Genomic DNA, 14931 nt, shown 5'->3' on the forward strand with positions numbered 1-14931 from the left:
TATGTGTACGAAAAGCAATAATCGATGACTAAAGGCTCTTGAGTAAAACAATAGACAAAAATTGTAAGCAATGAAGTTTGCAAAAGTAAGGTACAGGGCAAGGGGGGATGGATATGGCTAAGATTGATTTTGATGAGCTTTATAGAATCCATGGGAAAAAACTTTTTCAAATTGCTTTCGGCATTACTAAAGACAGACATCTAGCAGAGGATGTCGTCCAGGAGACTTTTATTAAGGCATATAAAAAGGCAGATACCATCATAGATACGCATAAAATCGGTTCTTGGTTAGCAGCAATTGCGGCAAGGACAGCTATTGATTATTTACGGTCAGAGAAAAGAAGGAAATGGCTTCCTTCTGACCAGAGCATTATGGAACAGATTTTCAGTGATTATGATGACAATCAGTCGCTTGAAAAGGAAGTTGAAATCATCCTGTTTAAAGAGGAGATTCAACATATGCTGTACTTGTTGACAAGTGAGTACCAGCAAGTCTTGGTATTAAGGTTTCAATACGGGTTAAAAGAGGATGAAATCGCCTGCAAATTGAATATTAAATCGGGAACAGTCAAAACACGCCTACACAGAGCCCGAAAACAATTGAAAAAAGTTATGTTAGAGAAGTACCCAGCCTAATTGTTCTATTTGGGCGATTATCCAATCGCCTATTTTTTTAGGCTTTAGTTATGGTAAAAAATATAATTTATTCAAATATTTTGTAAAAGAGGTGCGTCAATGATATCAATTAACCATTTGAGCCACGAATTTGAGATCGGAAAAAAAGGGAGAAAAACGATCATTCCTGTGTTGAAGGATGTTTCGTTTAAAGTGAACAAAGGAGAAATTGTAACCATCGTAGGCAGGAGCGGTTCAGGAAAATCAACACTCCTTAACCTTGTGAGCGGATTTATAAGGCCAAAAGAAGGAGAAATCACGATCAATGGAATCAAGACATCCTCTTTAAATGAAACAAAGTTTGCCGATTTCCGGATTCAGCATATGGGATTCATTTTTCAAAGCTTTCAACTAATTCCTAGCATGACAGCCTATCAAAATGTAGAGCTGCCTCTAATTTTAAAAGGTGTCAAAGAGGATGAGAGGAAATTACGAACAAATGAAATCCTTGAGATGGTTGGATTATCTGACTATCAGGATCATTATCCTGGCGAACTTTCAGGAGGGCAGCAGCAAAGGGTAAGCATCGCTCGTGCACTTATTGTCAACCCGCCAATCATTCTTGCTGATGAACCAACCGGAAGTCTGGACTCGGAGACAGAAGACGATTTACTCAAATTCATCGTTAAGTTAAACAGAGAGCTTGGCATAACATTTTTAATCATCACCCATGATGACAAGGTAGCGCAAATCGACCATCGTACCATTGAATTAAGGGATGGCAAAGTTGTTGAGGAGGTATTCGCAAATGAGGCTTAAAGATCAATTTCGATTCGTCAGGCAAAATATGAAAAAGAACCGGACTCGGATGTTCATGACCATACTTGCTACGGCTATGAGCGTAGCTTTCCTGATTGTGCTTGCTTCAGTGGGGTTTGGACTGCATAAATCAATCGTAAAAGAAACTCTGGAAAGAAGGATTGTGACTGAAATTGAGGTACCTGGAAAAGAGGAGTCGAATGGTGGCTTCAGACAGCTGACAGATGAGGATATTTCTTACTTTGAAGAAATTGACGATGTCAAGGCTGTAACAAGGCGAAAGAGTCTTCAGCATTATATGTTCGAAGTGGACGACCACTTGACCGATGCCCAGGCAATAGTTGCCCATATGCCCTCTGAAACAAAAGCAGGGCTTGAACTTTCGGATGGCTGGCTGCCAAAAGCAGAAACTGAAGTGGTCGTTGGCTATCATTTTGTAGAAAACCTTCGCCCTAAAAGAGAAGTGTCTGAGGAACTCTATGATGAGAAGGGACAAATAAAAGAAGAATTCCGCTATAAAGACGGTTTGATTGGCAAGAAAATCACTATGAATGTTCTTAAGTTTGAAGATGGCAAAGAGATCAAAGAACCGCTGGAAATGACAGTGGTGGGAATCCTAAAGAAACCAACAAAGGATTGGGTTTACGACAGCATTGTATTTGTTTCCGAAGGAGTTCTTAAACAGGTTGAAGAATTTACGGGTACCCCGCGTGGAATGATGAAAGATCCAAACAATCCTGACATGGAGCTGCCGGATATCCCTTTTGACCAATATGATCAAGTGAAAATATATGCCAGAGATATGGAATCGGTAAAAGATATCACTGTTGAATTAGAAGATAATAATTATCCGTCATATTCAGTTATAAATGAGCTCAAAGATGTAAACGTGATGTTTACGATTGTTAAAGCAGGATTGATATTTATAGGAACAATTGCAATTATCATTGCATCGATAGGAATTTATAACACAATGACAATGGCTGTTACAGAAAGGGCACCTGATATCGGTATAATGAAGGCGATTGGGGCTAACCCCAAGACAATCAAGAGGATTTTCCTTCTTGAAAGCAGCTATATTGGATTGATTGGTGCCGCAATTGGAACACTGGTTGCTTATCTCATCAGTTTCATTGTGAATTTTGGACTGCCTCTCATTATCAAACAGGCGTTCGGTGAAGAACCTCCAGAGGGCTTGATATTCAGTCATATCCCATATACCTTGCCAATCATCAGTTTTACCATCTGCTATCTGGTCACGATTCTGTCAGGATTACGTCCAGCACAGCGAGCCACTAAAGTAGATGTCCTACAGGCAATGAGAAGGGAAGTATAAGATACTCTATTATAGAGAACTTCGGCACCAATAAGCCGGTTGGCGCTCGGAAAATCCTGATTATGGAAAAAGTAATCACCAATGAAGCCGATTAGAGACTGGGAAATCCTGATTCTGGAAAAAAGGATCACCAATGAACCTGATAGGCGTTTAGAATATCCTTATTCTGGAAAAAAAGGTCACCAATAAAACCGATTGGAGACCAGAAAAGCTAGATTTTGGAAAAATAAGTCGCCAATAATATAATATAAAAAGGACCAGTCCCGTAGACTGGTCCTTTTTATGAGCCCTGATTACCCGCCATGTAAAAATGAGATGGTGAATGAAGATCTTCTCAAATCGATATTTCTACGCGGAAAAAATATTAAAATCTTTGAACCATTTTTTATATTGGCCGTCTTATAAAAAAGTGCTATTTGATAACAGGGGGTAACAGAATGTCGCAAAGTGTAATCGAACTGGATGCAGTTTCAAAATATTTCGGTGACCAAGTGGTACTTAGCAACGTGTCAATGAGTGTTAAAGAAGGGGATATTGTTGGCCTTCTTGGTCCAAATGGTTCTGGGAAAACTACTATGATTCGACTTATGAATGGTGTGATCAACCAAACAGCTGGTAAGTTGTCAATCCTTGGCATGGACCCGGGAATCGAAGGAGACACAGTTCGGAAAGACACAGGAATTCTAACTGAAAATGCAGGTCTCTATCATGAAATGTCCGGTCTTGATAATCTAATCTTCTTTTCAAAACTATATGGACAGTTTGATCTGAAACAAATCCACCTTTACATAGAGGAATTTGAACTTACACAGCATATGCATAAGAAAGTAGGTGCTTATAGTACGGGGATGAAGCGCAGGTTGGGAATCATCAAGGCGATTCTCCATAAACCTAGACTCCTTTTTCTTGATGAACCTACGAATGGGCTTGATCCAGAAGGAATAAAACTGGTGCTTAAGTTTCTCAAGGATTTAAACGAGAAGGAAGGAACAACCATATTTCTTTGTTCGCATATCTTGCACCAGCTAGAGCATGTGTGTAAAGAGTACTTTTTTCTAAATGACGGTAAAATTTCAGATTACGGGACAATAAATCAACTGCAAAAAAAGTACGTGAGACAAATAAAATTGAAAGTTTTTACTAATTTAATGCCCACAGAACCTATATGGGAAGGTTATCCAGTCTTAGTGAAAGATTATCATACTTTGCAGTTTGTATTGCCTTCGAGTGAACATATAACTCCATTGCTCCAAAAAATCATCAGTAAATTTTGGGTTCACCATGTGGAAATTGAAAATAACGATTTGGAATCCTTATATTTTAAGATCAGGAGTGGGGTCAATGAATAAAAAGTTAATATGGCTTATAGCTGCTAAAGATATCAGGGGAATCACCAGCTCGGCTCAGGTGTGGCTGGGGATGATCTTATTGCCACTGATTTTTTCGGTGATATTTCCGCTGGCTTTTATTCTCTTGGTTAAAAATGTTCCACTTTCTTCACCAGAGTTGCTTGATTTAGTGGACAATGTAGTAAAAGGTCTAAAGGGTACAAAGAGCGGGGAAATAATAGGCAGTCTCCCGAGTTTGGAACACCAAATTATATTCGTGGTTGTGAATTACCTGCTTGGTTCGATCTTTTTACTAATACCAACCATCAATGCTATGATGATTGCTCTTCATAGCTTTGTAGGGGAAAAAGAAAAAAGGACCATGGAAACACTGTTGTTTTCTCCGATTACAGTGAAGGAATTATTTATTGGGAAAGTTCTTTCAGCCTTCATTCCATCAATCATGATTACTTGGGTGAGTTTCTTACTGTTTGGAGTCATCACAGTAAGCTTTACTTATAATATGTTTGGTTATTTCATTTTCCCTAATGCGAATTGGCTTATCCTGATGTTATGGGTTGTCCCTGTCATTACCATCCTCACTATCCTCGTGAATGTGTTCGTCTCTGCCAGGTCAAAAGGATTTCAGGAGGCACAGCAGCTCGGGGGAATCGTAATACTTCCGATCATGGCACTCTTTATAGGCCAGGCAACGGGTTTTTTAATCATTAAGCCTTATTTACTTGGTTTAATAGGTCTTATCGTATTATTTTTTAATTTAATCCTATTAAAAATGATGACTAAATATAATGATCGAAATACTTTATTTGAAAAGCAAATATAGTTTTAGATAGTACAGAGTCATCACACCCGGTCAAAGGACTGCTCAGTTAACTGATTAGAGTAGAATATCGAAGGCATCACTGAATCTAAAATGTATAGATTGTTTAACTTTGGAAAAATCTAATCCTATCGATCACATCACAGGGGGATAGGGTATGACTGTTATTGTTTATCAAACCTTTGAAATAAAACAGGATAAATTTCCGGACGGAATTAAAAACTTACGTTTAATCCAAAACTTCCGTAACGAGCAATATGATCACAGAGTGGAGCTTTTGTCGCCAATATCTGGTGATGACCACACTTATGCACTGATTTCAACGTATGAGGGACTTGCCGAAATGGAGCTGCAAAACAAAAAGATGTTTGAGGATGAGGAGTACAAAAAGCTCATCGGGGAATTCTTTCTTGAAAACATAGTGCAAGGAAGTATGTACACCCAGATGTATCGCACAATGACTGGTCTAAGTAAGGACTCCGAATCAGAAAAGAGCAAGAAATAAGATGAAAAAAAGTCGACTCCCCAGGATTCGGCTTTTTTTATTGCTTATAAAAATTATAAAACATTCTTGTGGTGGATAACAAAATGAGTTATCTTAATCCAGCTCCAGCGCCTAGCCCCTCGAGTCCCTTGTCCAGCTGCGGCTCCTAACTCTTCGAGACGCTTCGGTCCTGCCTATGAAGTCAAAGAACGACTTCACTGTCAGGCCCTCCAGCGCTTGTTGGAGTTGGGCAGTCGCCTCCGCTTTTCGAATTGTCTAGTGTCACCTCTTAGAAACTCCGAAACTTCAACTCCGCCGGCAGAACCAAAAAGCGCTTCTTTGTCGGAGTCTCCAGTTTCTCCGTTTCTGGACAGTCGGCTATACATTTCAGTTTCGGTCCGCTCAGGTGAAGTCAAAGAACGCCTTCACCGGTCGGCTCTCCAGCGCTTGTCGGGGCTGAACGGTGAGCTTGCTCTTTTTGTTCTGCCTTGACTGATAATACATAAAAAGTATTAGATTCTCGAATGATAATACTTGTTGAGAAGGGGGTGCATCAATGGATTATTTTCTGCCATCATCAAAGTCGGGAAGTAGTAGTGCAAAAGAAGGGGATTTAAAGTGGTGGCAACTGTCACTGATTGGTGTAGGATGTACAATTGGAACTGGCTTCTTTCTGGGATCAGCCATTGGAATCAAAGTTACAGGACCATCAATTGTTTTTTCTTTCATCCTCGCCTCAATCGGCACATACGTGGTATATAATTTACTGGCAAAAATGACAGCAGTAGATCCTCAGGACGGCTCGTTTTGCTATTATGCCAAAAAAGCATATGGTCAATGGGCTGGATTCAGCTGCGGATGGAATTACTGGAGCTCCAATATTCTCATTATGGGAAGCCAGCTTACAGCTCTTTCAATTTTATCTCAGTTTTGGTTCCCTAACATCCCTTTATGGCTCTTCTCTACTGGTTATGCCATTCTTTCTATTGCGGTGGTCCTGACAGGAAATAAGGGCTTTGACAAGGTAGAAGATTTATTGGCGATTATTAAAACTGCGGCAATCATCATGTTTATATTAATAGCAGCAGCAGCCCTTTTTGGATTGTTCAACTTTGAAACAAAACAGGTGGTAGTGCCAAATTCTGCTCAAAAACTGTTTCCTGAGGGGTTTAAAGGTTTCTGGTCATCATTGATTTATGCATTTTACGCCTACGGAGGGATTGAAGTAATCGGACTTATGGCGACAAGGTTGAAGAATAAAGAAGATGCTCCAAAAGCTGGAATCATCATGCTGATCTTACTGGTCATCATTTACGTACTAGCTTTGGGATTAGCAGTCGTCATGGCAGCTCATGGTGCTTTTCATCATAAAGAAAGTCCCTTTGTCACAGCACTCAATCCGTATAATCTGGCTTTCTTTCCACATGTGTTCAATGCAGCCATCATCGTTGCAGGCTTCTCGACTATGACAGCATCGTTGTTTGGTGTAACTACCTTGCTTGTTGCACTGGCGGAAGATGGAGATGCTCCAAAAGTTTTCTCCAGGAAAATTGAAAAACTAAAAGAATTGCCCCTTCCATCCCTGGGACTTGCTGTTGCTGGGTTAATTGCTTCCATTATAACAGCACTGCTGCTGCCGGGAAAAATTTATGAGTATATTACCACGGCCGCAGGCATCCTGATTTTATTCAATTGGGCTTTCATCATAATCTCTGCTCTAAAATTACTTGAATTAAAAGCATGGGGAAAGTTCATTTCCTTTATCGGGATTGTGCTTATCCTGGCTGCTGTCAGCGGGACGATTATGGAAAAGAGTATACGTATGGGTTTCTTTATTAGCATAATCGTTGTCTTGCTTATTGGGATGATTTCGTTAGTATTGCAGAAAAAGGTATGGAATAAAGCTAGTTGAGCAAAAGTAGAAGAAAAGTAACAGTTCAAAAATTAAGGATACTAAAAAAAAGCTGCAATCGCAGCTCCAGACTGTAGACAAACTCGATGGAAATCGAGCTTGTCTACAGTCTTTTTTTGGTTGGTGCTGGAATGGGGGCTGTTGATTTCCGTTCCAGGCGCTTCGCTTTCCGCGGGGCTGGCGGTGAGCCTCCTCACCGCCGTTGGCGTCTGCGGGGTCTCACCTGTCCAGCTGAGCCCGCAGGAGTCTACGCGCCTTCCACTCCAATCAACAGGACTTCCAAACTTAACGTGGAACTAACCATAAGTCTATTTTAGTATAGATATATATAACGCTTGAGGTGATAAACATGCTTTCGAAAAATAATCCAATCCAACGAGATCAATTAGAAGTGGTTGCTTTAGACCAACTGGTTCCTCAGGAACATTTAGTCCGTAAGATGGAAGCTGCCCTAGATTTTTCTTTCATTTATGACTTGGTGAAAGATGTGTATTCGGAAGTAGGCCGCCCAAGCATTGACCCTGTTATTCTGATTAAACTCTCATTCATTCAATATACATTCGGCATCCGTTCCATGCGCCAGACCATTGCCGAAGTAGAAACGAACATGGCCTACCGCTGGTTTTTGGGTTATGGATTCCATGATAAAGTGCCCCACTTCTCCACCTTCGGGAAGAATTACGAACGCCGTTTTAAAGACACTGATTTGTTTGAACAGATCTTCTATCGAATTCTTAAGACCGCAGCTGATAAGAAACTTATTAGTGCAGAACACGTCTTCATTGATTTAACCCACGTAAAAGCCAGTGCGAATAAACATAAATTCGAGAAAAAAGTGGTGCGTAAGGAAACACGGGCGTATCAAGAGAAACTCCAGGAAGAGATCAATCTGGATCGGGAAGACCATGGGAAGGAACCTTTTCCACCTGATAAGTTCGATAAGGAAGAAACGAAGGAAATCAAGGAAAGTACGACCGATCCTGAGAGTGGATACTACGTCAAGGACGAACGGACAAAGCAGTTTGCCTACTCTTTCCATGCGGCATCAGATCGTAACGGATTTGTCCTGGGGACAATTGTGACACCTGGTAACACGCATGACAGCCTGATTCTTGAGCCACTGGTAGAACAAGTGATAGAGAAAGTTGGAAAGCCTACTGCTGTTGCGGTACGACGCAGCCTATAAAACACCAGCGATTACGAAGTTTCTGATGGAAAATGAAATGACCCCGGCTTTGCCTTATACCCGACCACGAACGAAGGATGGCTTCTTCCGTAAATATGACTATGTATATGACGAATTTTACGACTGTTACTTGTGTCCTGCCGGTGAAATCTTGAAGTATTCAACCACCACTAAAGAGGGATATCGTGAATATAAATCCCCAAGCATATCTGCGCCAACTGCCCGTTTTTAGCGCAATGCACAGAAAGCAAGGACCACCAAAAGGTGGTAACGCGCCATATCTGGCAAGAGTACGTAGAAGAGGTAGACCACTTGAGACACAAACCAGAAGTAAAACAAATCTATGCGAAGCGCAAAGAAACCATTGAGCGCGTTTTCGCAGATGCAAAAGAAAAGCATGGCATGCGTTGGACAACCCTAAGGGGACTTAAAAAAATTGTCGATGCAGGCGATGCTTACTTTCGCTGCATTGAACCTGAAGAAGATGGCCAACTGGACATGGAGAAGTCCAGTAATGGCCTAAAAGTATAGCAAAGAGAGTCTATTTCCTTAGAAAAATTCGATGAAATCCAAAAAGGGGTTCGGAATGAGAGCATTCCGAACCCCTTTTGTCTACAAACTGAAGCTGCAATCGCAGCTCTTTTCTTTGAAGAGATCCTTCAGTCTTTTACATAAGCCGTTTTAGATTTTTCAGTAACATTAATTTCAAAAAGTTCGAAAACAATGCCATAGATAAACGAAGTTAAAAACATGGATGCGAACATATCGAGGATATAATGTTGTTTAACAAACAAAGTAGAAATTATAATCAAAGAGCCCATCACCGGTACGAAGAGTGAATGGATGATATGTTTATTGCGAATATTGATATTTCCAAGAATGATGGCAAATGTAGTTAGTACATGAATGCTCGGGAAAGCGTTAAATGGTTGATCATGACTGTAAATCATGCCGACCAGTTCAATAAGGATCCCATCACCAGCAAGGATTGGGCGAGGTACAGTTGTTTGGAAGAAAAAGTAAATGAGAAAGCATACTAATTCTCCAATAACAATCATTGTCAGTGTTTTTAAATATACACGAGTATCCTTATACCAAAAATAAACTAAATAACCCAATATAAAAGCGTACCAAATGATATACGGTAAAATGAAGACTGGAAGGAAAGGAATTTTATCATCAATATTGGTAGAAAGGATGACCGCATCTCGAGGGTTGTTATTCAAGATTTTATAAATTAGACCTAATACTGGCATCACCAGCAGAAATAATAAATAGGGTAACTCTTTTATTTTGGTTTTCATGTTAATGCCCCTTTTGCTAAATTGCTTGTTGTGTATAAATACCACAAATAAGCTTTTTTATTCCAAAAACAAATAATTGATATATTAATAGAATAAAAACTTTCTTCACTAATAATAGACGTATCCAAAATTGGTTTAGTTCCATTTTACTAACAGTTTCTTGATGTTCTGTTATCAAAATAAATGTTTAGAATGGAAATGGGGCCTGAAAATGTTTTGTGGGATGCAGAAATAAGGAAAATTAGTAACAATAAATAAAAAAACCTTGATATAAAATCAAGGTTTTAAGCGTCCCAGAAGAGATTCGAACTCCCGACCTACAGTTTAGGAAACTGTTGCTCTATCCTGCTGAGCTACTGGGACATGACTATTGAGAGATTGAGAAAGTAAAAAATCCCGTCCTCATCTCAGAATGTAAATCAGGAAGCGGCTCGATGAGTACGCTGAAGAAATTTTAAAATGATTTTTGTATCACTCGTATTGCAGCGACTCAATTATTATAAGATGAATCTAAAAAAAAATTCAAGATAAATTTTCCTCTAATTAAAGAAAGTAACAAGAAGAAGCTGAGTACACAGCTTCTTAGTGTTGCTTTCGGTGAAAAAGCCCCATAACTTCCAGTGTTTCGGTGATATTCACAAAAGCTTCCGGATCAATTTCTTCTATTAGTGTTTTGACCTCTGTCAGCTCATATCGTGAAATGACTGTAATGATTACGTTGCTCTTCTCATTTGAGAAACCGCCAACAGAGTCGATTACCGTTACCCCCCGGTAGACATTTTTCAATAAATGCTGCTTTACTTCTTCACCTTTTCTGGTAATGATCATCAATGTTAGCTTAACGTGATGTGTGTGAATTTTATCGATCACTTTCCCGAGAACAAAGATGGATACAAGAGTATTTAACGCAGCGTCCCAGCTAAACAAAAATCCAGATAACAAAATAACGACTGAATTCATAGCGAATAACAGTGTTCCCATAGGAAAGTCTTTGCGTCTTGCCAAAAGCATCCCAATTATATCGAAGCCCCCAGATGAACCGGAGGAACGGAAAATAATCCCGATACCTAATCCAACAATTGCACCGCCAAATATTGAAGAAAGTATCGGATCTTCAGCAAGTTTAAACACTGGAATAGCATAAAGAGTGATAGAAATTGTAATGACAGAAAGGATTGTATAAAAAATAAATTTACGTCCCAGTTTCATGTACCCTAAGACTAATAGGGGGAAATTCAAAAGAAAATTGTAAATACCGGTATTAATCGATGTTAGCATTGACAAAATGATGGAAAGACCGCTGATCCCGCTGCTCATGATTCCGTGGGGGATTAGGAAGAGATTAAATGCAAATGAAACAATGATTGAACCAATGATAATTCCTGCTGACTTCAAGATCGCCGCCTCCAAAAATAACAGTGTGTAAAAAATATTATATAGATGAAAATAAAGAAATGAATTTAAAAGTTTATTTTAAATTCATTAAGAATTTTGATTTGGAGTGCCCTTAAACTAAAGAGTCATATTAAGTTTGCTGAAGGGAAAGATAAAAATGACGATTTGTTGGAGGTGAGCATGTTGAAAAATGATTCAATCAGGGATCTGGTTACAGTTACAGATGGTAGTGGGAAGGAGAGGCAGTTTGAGGTAGAAGCTTTATTCGAAATGAATGGAGAATCCTTTGCGATGCTTAGGGACGAAGAAGGAACAGTATTAATGAGGGTAGAGGAGCAAGGCGGTGATCAATACCTCGTTGGCCTCGAGAGCGAGATGGAGAAATCAGATTTACTCGATGCATATCAAATTGCTGTTGATGCCGCACCAGCAGAAAACTGAGAAAAGCCGTCCAACGGGGCGGCTTTCTTAATGAATAAGAAAGGGAGTATAAAATTTTTGTACCTTAGATTAGTGTCCAGCTCCAGCACCTAGTCCCTCTAGTCACTTCGGTCCGCCCAACGAAGTCAAAGAACGACTTCACCGGTCGGCTCTCCAGTGCTTGTCGGGGCTGAACAAGGCGCTTGCGCTTTTCGTAAAAGGAATTTTAATGCATGATATAGAAATTAATAGAATCATATTATTAAATTTGGGGGACATATGGTATTTCCTATTTTAGAAACAGACAGGCTCACTCTCAGGGAAATTACGGAGGAGGATACTAGGGATTTATTTATCAATTTTTCACATGCTGAAGTGATGAAACACTATGGGTCTGAACCGCTCGAAAACATTGAAGAAGCACGAGGCCTCATTCATTCTTTCCAAGCAGGCTTTAATGAAAATAAAGGGATAAGATGGGGAATCCAATTAAAGAACCAAGAAACACTCATTGGCACTGTTGGCTTTCATGCTCTGTCAACAAAACATAGGAGAGCAGAAATAGGCTATGAGCTTAACCCATACTATTGGGGAAAAGGCTTAGCAAAAGAAGCTGTTGGTAAAGCTGTTGAGTATGGCTTAAAGGGGATGAATTTAAAAAGAATTGGTGCAATTGTATTTCTTGAAAACAGAAGATCAAATGAACTGCTCCTAAAACTCGGATTTGAAGACGAGGGAATTCTGAGAAATTATATCGTACAAGCAGGAGTATCCTATGATACCAATGTATTCTCTCTATTAGCACCTAACTGAAAATAAGCATCCTTCTTATTACATATACTGAAGAATTTCATCTGGATAAAGACAAAAAAGCTCAGATTTCTGAGCTTTTTTGTTTTTCACAGTATACTAGTGGATATTCCGTTTTTTGAATCTGCCACCACGCACTTCGGCAATATTTCCAACAGCAAGGAAGGCTGATTCATCCAGTTCCTCGACGATGGATTTCAATTTAGCTTCCTCAAGACGGGTTATGACGCAAAAAATCACCTTTTTATCATCGCCCGTATATGCACCTTCGCCCGTTAAATAGGTGACGCCGCGGCCAAGACGTGCCATGATGGCTTCGCCTATTTGCTTATGCTGATCACTTATAATCCACGCAGCTTTCGATTCATCAAGGCCGGCAATGACTATATCAATCGTCTTGAATGCGATGAAGTAGGCAAGGAGGGAATACATTGCACGGTCCCATCCGAAGATAAATCCTGCCGTACCAAAAATGAATATATTGAAAAACATAATGACTTCTCCGACAGAGAAGGGCAGCCTCCTGTTAGCCAGGATTGCGAGGATTTCAGTTCCGTCCAGTGACCCGCCATATCTAATGACAATTCCCACTCCAGCTCCTAATACTATTCCTCCGAATACAGTGGCAAGAAGCAAATCTTCTGTAAATACAGGCCAATTATGAAGGAAGCTAGTGGTTAACGATAAGACAGTGATTCCCAATAGAGTGGATAGTGCAAATGTTTTTCCGATTTGCTTATAGCCGATGAAAAAGAAAGGAATGTTCAGGACAAAAATAAAGAAGCCGAGGCGCCAGCCTGTTAAATGTGAGAGGATGATTGAGATACCAACAATACCGCCATCAAGAATTCTGTTCGGGACAAGGAATTCCTCAATTCCAACGCCCATCAGGACAGCACCTAATATGATGAAAAAAATTCTTTTTGCGAGTTTGGTTTTCGTTATGCCCTTATGCTGCTGCTGGACAAGGGCCTGTTCTGGAATGCTGATCATTTCTTCCCCCTTATAAGAATCTTCCAATAATTTTGTATAACTAATTTTATCATAATTGTTAAACCTAACTAAATAAAAGACCTTTGTTTATTTTACTGAATAAGAAAATATAAAATTTTTGTACTTAGATTAGTGTTCAGCTCCAGCGCCTAGCCCCTCGAGACGCTTCGGTCCTGCCAATGAAGTCAAAGGACGACTTCACTGTCAGGTCCTCCAGCGCTTGTCGGGGCTGATCAAGGCGCATGCGCTTTTCTTAATTTTCCAGTGTTGATTTTGTTGTAAATGGGTAGTAAAAAGGAAAGTTAATGCTTTTAAAAATTTAAAAGGTGTTGTTGCAGATTGAATTTGCCTTTAGTCATTGGACTGTTTCTTTTAGTGCTTTTCTTTATAGGGATGATTGGAATCAAATTAATAAAAATACCAGATATATTATTATATATTTTGCTTGGTCTCATTTTATCCTTGGTTATTAAAGAATCTAAAGTTATTGAAGTGGCCGGAGAAATTGGATTAGTTTTATTATTTTTTATATTAGGTATGAAGTTTCCTATCAACAGGCTTATTACTAATAGCGCCAAAGTATGGAAAGGCGGTTTGCTGGATGCTTTTCTTGGAATTGTTGTCACTGCAGGAATTAGCCTGCTGTTCGGGCTGGATTGGATATCATCATTAATTGTCGGTGGTATTGTCTACGCTACAAGCTCATCTATTACAGCAAAACTGCTTGTAGATAAAAAAAGGGATGAAGACAAAGAATCAGAATTCATGCTTCTTATCCTTGTTTTCGAGGATCTAATTGCTCCAATTCTTGTAACCGTACTGATTGGACTTTCTGGAGAGGGATTTACGGTAACCGATTTTGTGATGATCCTATTAAAAATTAGTCTTCTCGCAAGTGTTGCTGTGTTCTTTGCAAGAGTGGTCTTTAAAAAGGCAGAATCAATATTAAAAGAGATTAAGCAGGATGATATCTTTATTGTATTGATCACCGGGATTGCGTTAACTTACGGAGGCGTAGCAATGCTGCTCGGTTTGTCAGAGGTAATTGGTGCCTTTCTTGCAGGGATGATGCTTTCTGAGCTTTCCATTAAGGACAAGGTTGAAAAGGCAGCATTACCTGTAAGGAATATTTTCCTTCCTTTTTTCTTCTTGAACTTCGGTCTTCATATTGAAATGACAACCGACATTCCCTATTTAGGGCTATTGATAGTTCTCGTCCTTTGGTCATTGATTCATAAGTTGATTGTTGGATATATTGGAGGACAATGGTACGGACTTTCAAGAAGTGATTCCTTGAAGGCAGGTCTATCTCTTACTCAAAGAGGTGAATTCTCTGTAATTATAGCTGCACTGGCAACTGGAGAACTGAAGATTTTTGCGAGCGTTTATATTTTAGTAATTGCCATCATCGGGACGATCATGTTCCAGCTCGCACCGAGGTTGAATAAGCTGATTGTCGAAAAAGTGCAAGAGAAAACAAGTTAAGCAT

General features: G+C 39.6%; 14 protein-coding genes, 1 tRNA gene and 1 pseudogene. 11 read left to right on the forward strand and 5 right to left on the reverse strand.

Annotated elements, in window-relative coordinates; genetic code table 11:
- Positions 1 to 113 precede the first annotated feature (113 nt).
- The 6 genes from LC048_RS08900 (at position 114) to LC048_RS08925 (ending at position 5443) form a co-directional block, all read left to right on the forward strand.
- Positions 114 to 635, forward strand: coding sequence for an RNA polymerase sigma factor (locus tag LC048_RS08900; RefSeq protein ID WP_226607378.1), 522 nt, complete (start codon positions 114 to 116; stop codon positions 633 to 635).
- A gap of 99 nt (positions 636 to 734) precedes the next feature.
- Positions 735 to 1433 (forward strand): ABC transporter ATP-binding protein, encoded by a 699-nt coding sequence (locus tag LC048_RS08905; RefSeq protein WP_306050021.1) that lies wholly within the window; start codon positions 735 to 737, stop codon positions 1431 to 1433.
- A complete protein-coding gene (locus LC048_RS08910; RefSeq protein ID WP_306050023.1) occupies positions 1423 to 2769 on the forward strand; it encodes an ABC transporter permease in 1347 nt (448 codons plus the stop codon). The genes LC048_RS08905 and LC048_RS08910 overlap by 11 nt, the downstream gene beginning before the upstream one ends.
- A gap of 437 nt (positions 2770 to 3206) precedes the next feature.
- Positions 3207 to 4118, forward strand: a complete 912-nt coding sequence (locus LC048_RS08915; protein WP_226607370.1) for an ABC transporter ATP-binding protein — start codon at positions 3207 to 3209, stop codon at positions 4116 to 4118.
- On the forward strand, positions 4111 to 4941 hold the full coding sequence (locus LC048_RS08920; RefSeq protein ID WP_226607367.1) for an ABC transporter permease subunit: 831 nt from the start codon (positions 4111 to 4113) through the stop codon (positions 4939 to 4941). The genes LC048_RS08915 and LC048_RS08920 overlap by 8 nt, the downstream gene beginning before the upstream one ends.
- Before the next feature lie 154 nt (positions 4942 to 5095).
- Positions 5096 to 5443 (forward strand): hypothetical protein, encoded by a 348-nt coding sequence (locus tag LC048_RS08925; protein ID WP_226607365.1) that lies wholly within the window; start codon positions 5096 to 5098, stop codon positions 5441 to 5443.
- Between the two features lie 200 nt (positions 5444 to 5643).
- Here the strand turns inward: LC048_RS08925 and LC048_RS08930 are convergent, their stop codons facing one another.
- The gene (locus LC048_RS08930) at positions 5644 to 5838 is read right to left on the reverse strand and encodes a hypothetical protein (protein ID WP_226607363.1); all 195 of its coding nucleotides are present in this window, start codon (positions 5836 to 5838) and stop codon (positions 5644 to 5646) included.
- 140 nt (positions 5839 to 5978) lie between these two features.
- Here LC048_RS08930 and LC048_RS08935 point away from each other — a divergent pair, with 140 nt between their 5' ends.
- Both LC048_RS08935 and LC048_RS08940 read left to right on the forward strand, forming a co-directional pair.
- Entirely contained in the window at positions 5979 to 7334 is a 1356-nt protein-coding gene (locus tag LC048_RS08935) for an amino acid permease (RefSeq protein ID WP_226607360.1), read from the forward strand.
- A 349-nt stretch (positions 7335 to 7683) separates the two neighbouring features.
- Positions 7684 to 9043: pseudogene (locus LC048_RS08940) on the forward strand (IS1182 family transposase).
- A gap of 136 nt (positions 9044 to 9179) precedes the next feature.
- On the opposite strand, the gene LC048_RS08945 reads toward LC048_RS08940, so the two are convergent.
- The 3 genes from LC048_RS08945 to LC048_RS08955 form a co-directional block, all read right to left on the reverse strand.
- Complete coding sequence (locus tag LC048_RS08945; RefSeq protein ID WP_226600746.1) at positions 9180 to 9824, reverse strand: phosphatase PAP2 family protein; 645 nt, start codon at positions 9822 to 9824, stop codon at positions 9180 to 9182.
- Between the two features lie 289 nt (positions 9825 to 10113).
- A tRNA-Arg gene (locus LC048_RS08950) sits at positions 10114 to 10187 on the reverse strand.
- A 219-nt stretch (positions 10188 to 10406) separates the two neighbouring features.
- Positions 10407 to 11222: a YitT family protein gene (locus tag LC048_RS08955; RefSeq protein ID WP_226601034.1), complete on the reverse strand. Its 816-nt coding sequence runs from the start codon at positions 11220 to 11222 to the stop codon at positions 10407 to 10409.
- A 177-nt stretch (positions 11223 to 11399) separates the two neighbouring features.
- Between LC048_RS08955 and LC048_RS08960 the strand changes: the two genes are divergently transcribed.
- Positions 11400 to 11660 (forward strand): DUF1292 domain-containing protein, encoded by a 261-nt coding sequence (locus LC048_RS08960; protein ID WP_226600747.1) that lies wholly within the window; start codon positions 11400 to 11402, stop codon positions 11658 to 11660.
- A 258-nt stretch (positions 11661 to 11918) separates the two neighbouring features.
- On the forward strand, positions 11919 to 12452 hold the full coding sequence (locus tag LC048_RS08965; protein WP_226600748.1) for a GNAT family N-acetyltransferase: 534 nt from the start codon (positions 11919 to 11921) through the stop codon (positions 12450 to 12452).
- A 96-nt stretch (positions 12453 to 12548) separates the two neighbouring features.
- On the opposite strand, the gene LC048_RS08970 is transcribed toward LC048_RS08965, so the two are convergent.
- On the reverse strand, positions 12549 to 13442 hold the full coding sequence (locus LC048_RS08970) for a YitT family protein (protein WP_226600749.1): 894 nt from the start codon (positions 13440 to 13442) through the stop codon (positions 12549 to 12551).
- A 339-nt stretch (positions 13443 to 13781) separates the two neighbouring features.
- Between LC048_RS08970 and LC048_RS08975 the strand changes: the two genes are divergently transcribed.
- A complete protein-coding gene (locus LC048_RS08975) occupies positions 13782 to 14927 on the forward strand; it encodes a cation:proton antiporter (protein WP_226600750.1) in 1146 nt (381 codons plus the stop codon).
- The last annotated feature ends 4 nt before the right edge of the window (positions 14928 to 14931 follow it).

Source organism: Mesobacillus subterraneus (assembly GCF_020524355.2).
In the GTDB taxonomy this organism is placed as follows: domain Bacteria; phylum Bacillota; class Bacilli; order Bacillales; family Cytobacillaceae; genus Mesobacillus; species Mesobacillus subterraneus_C.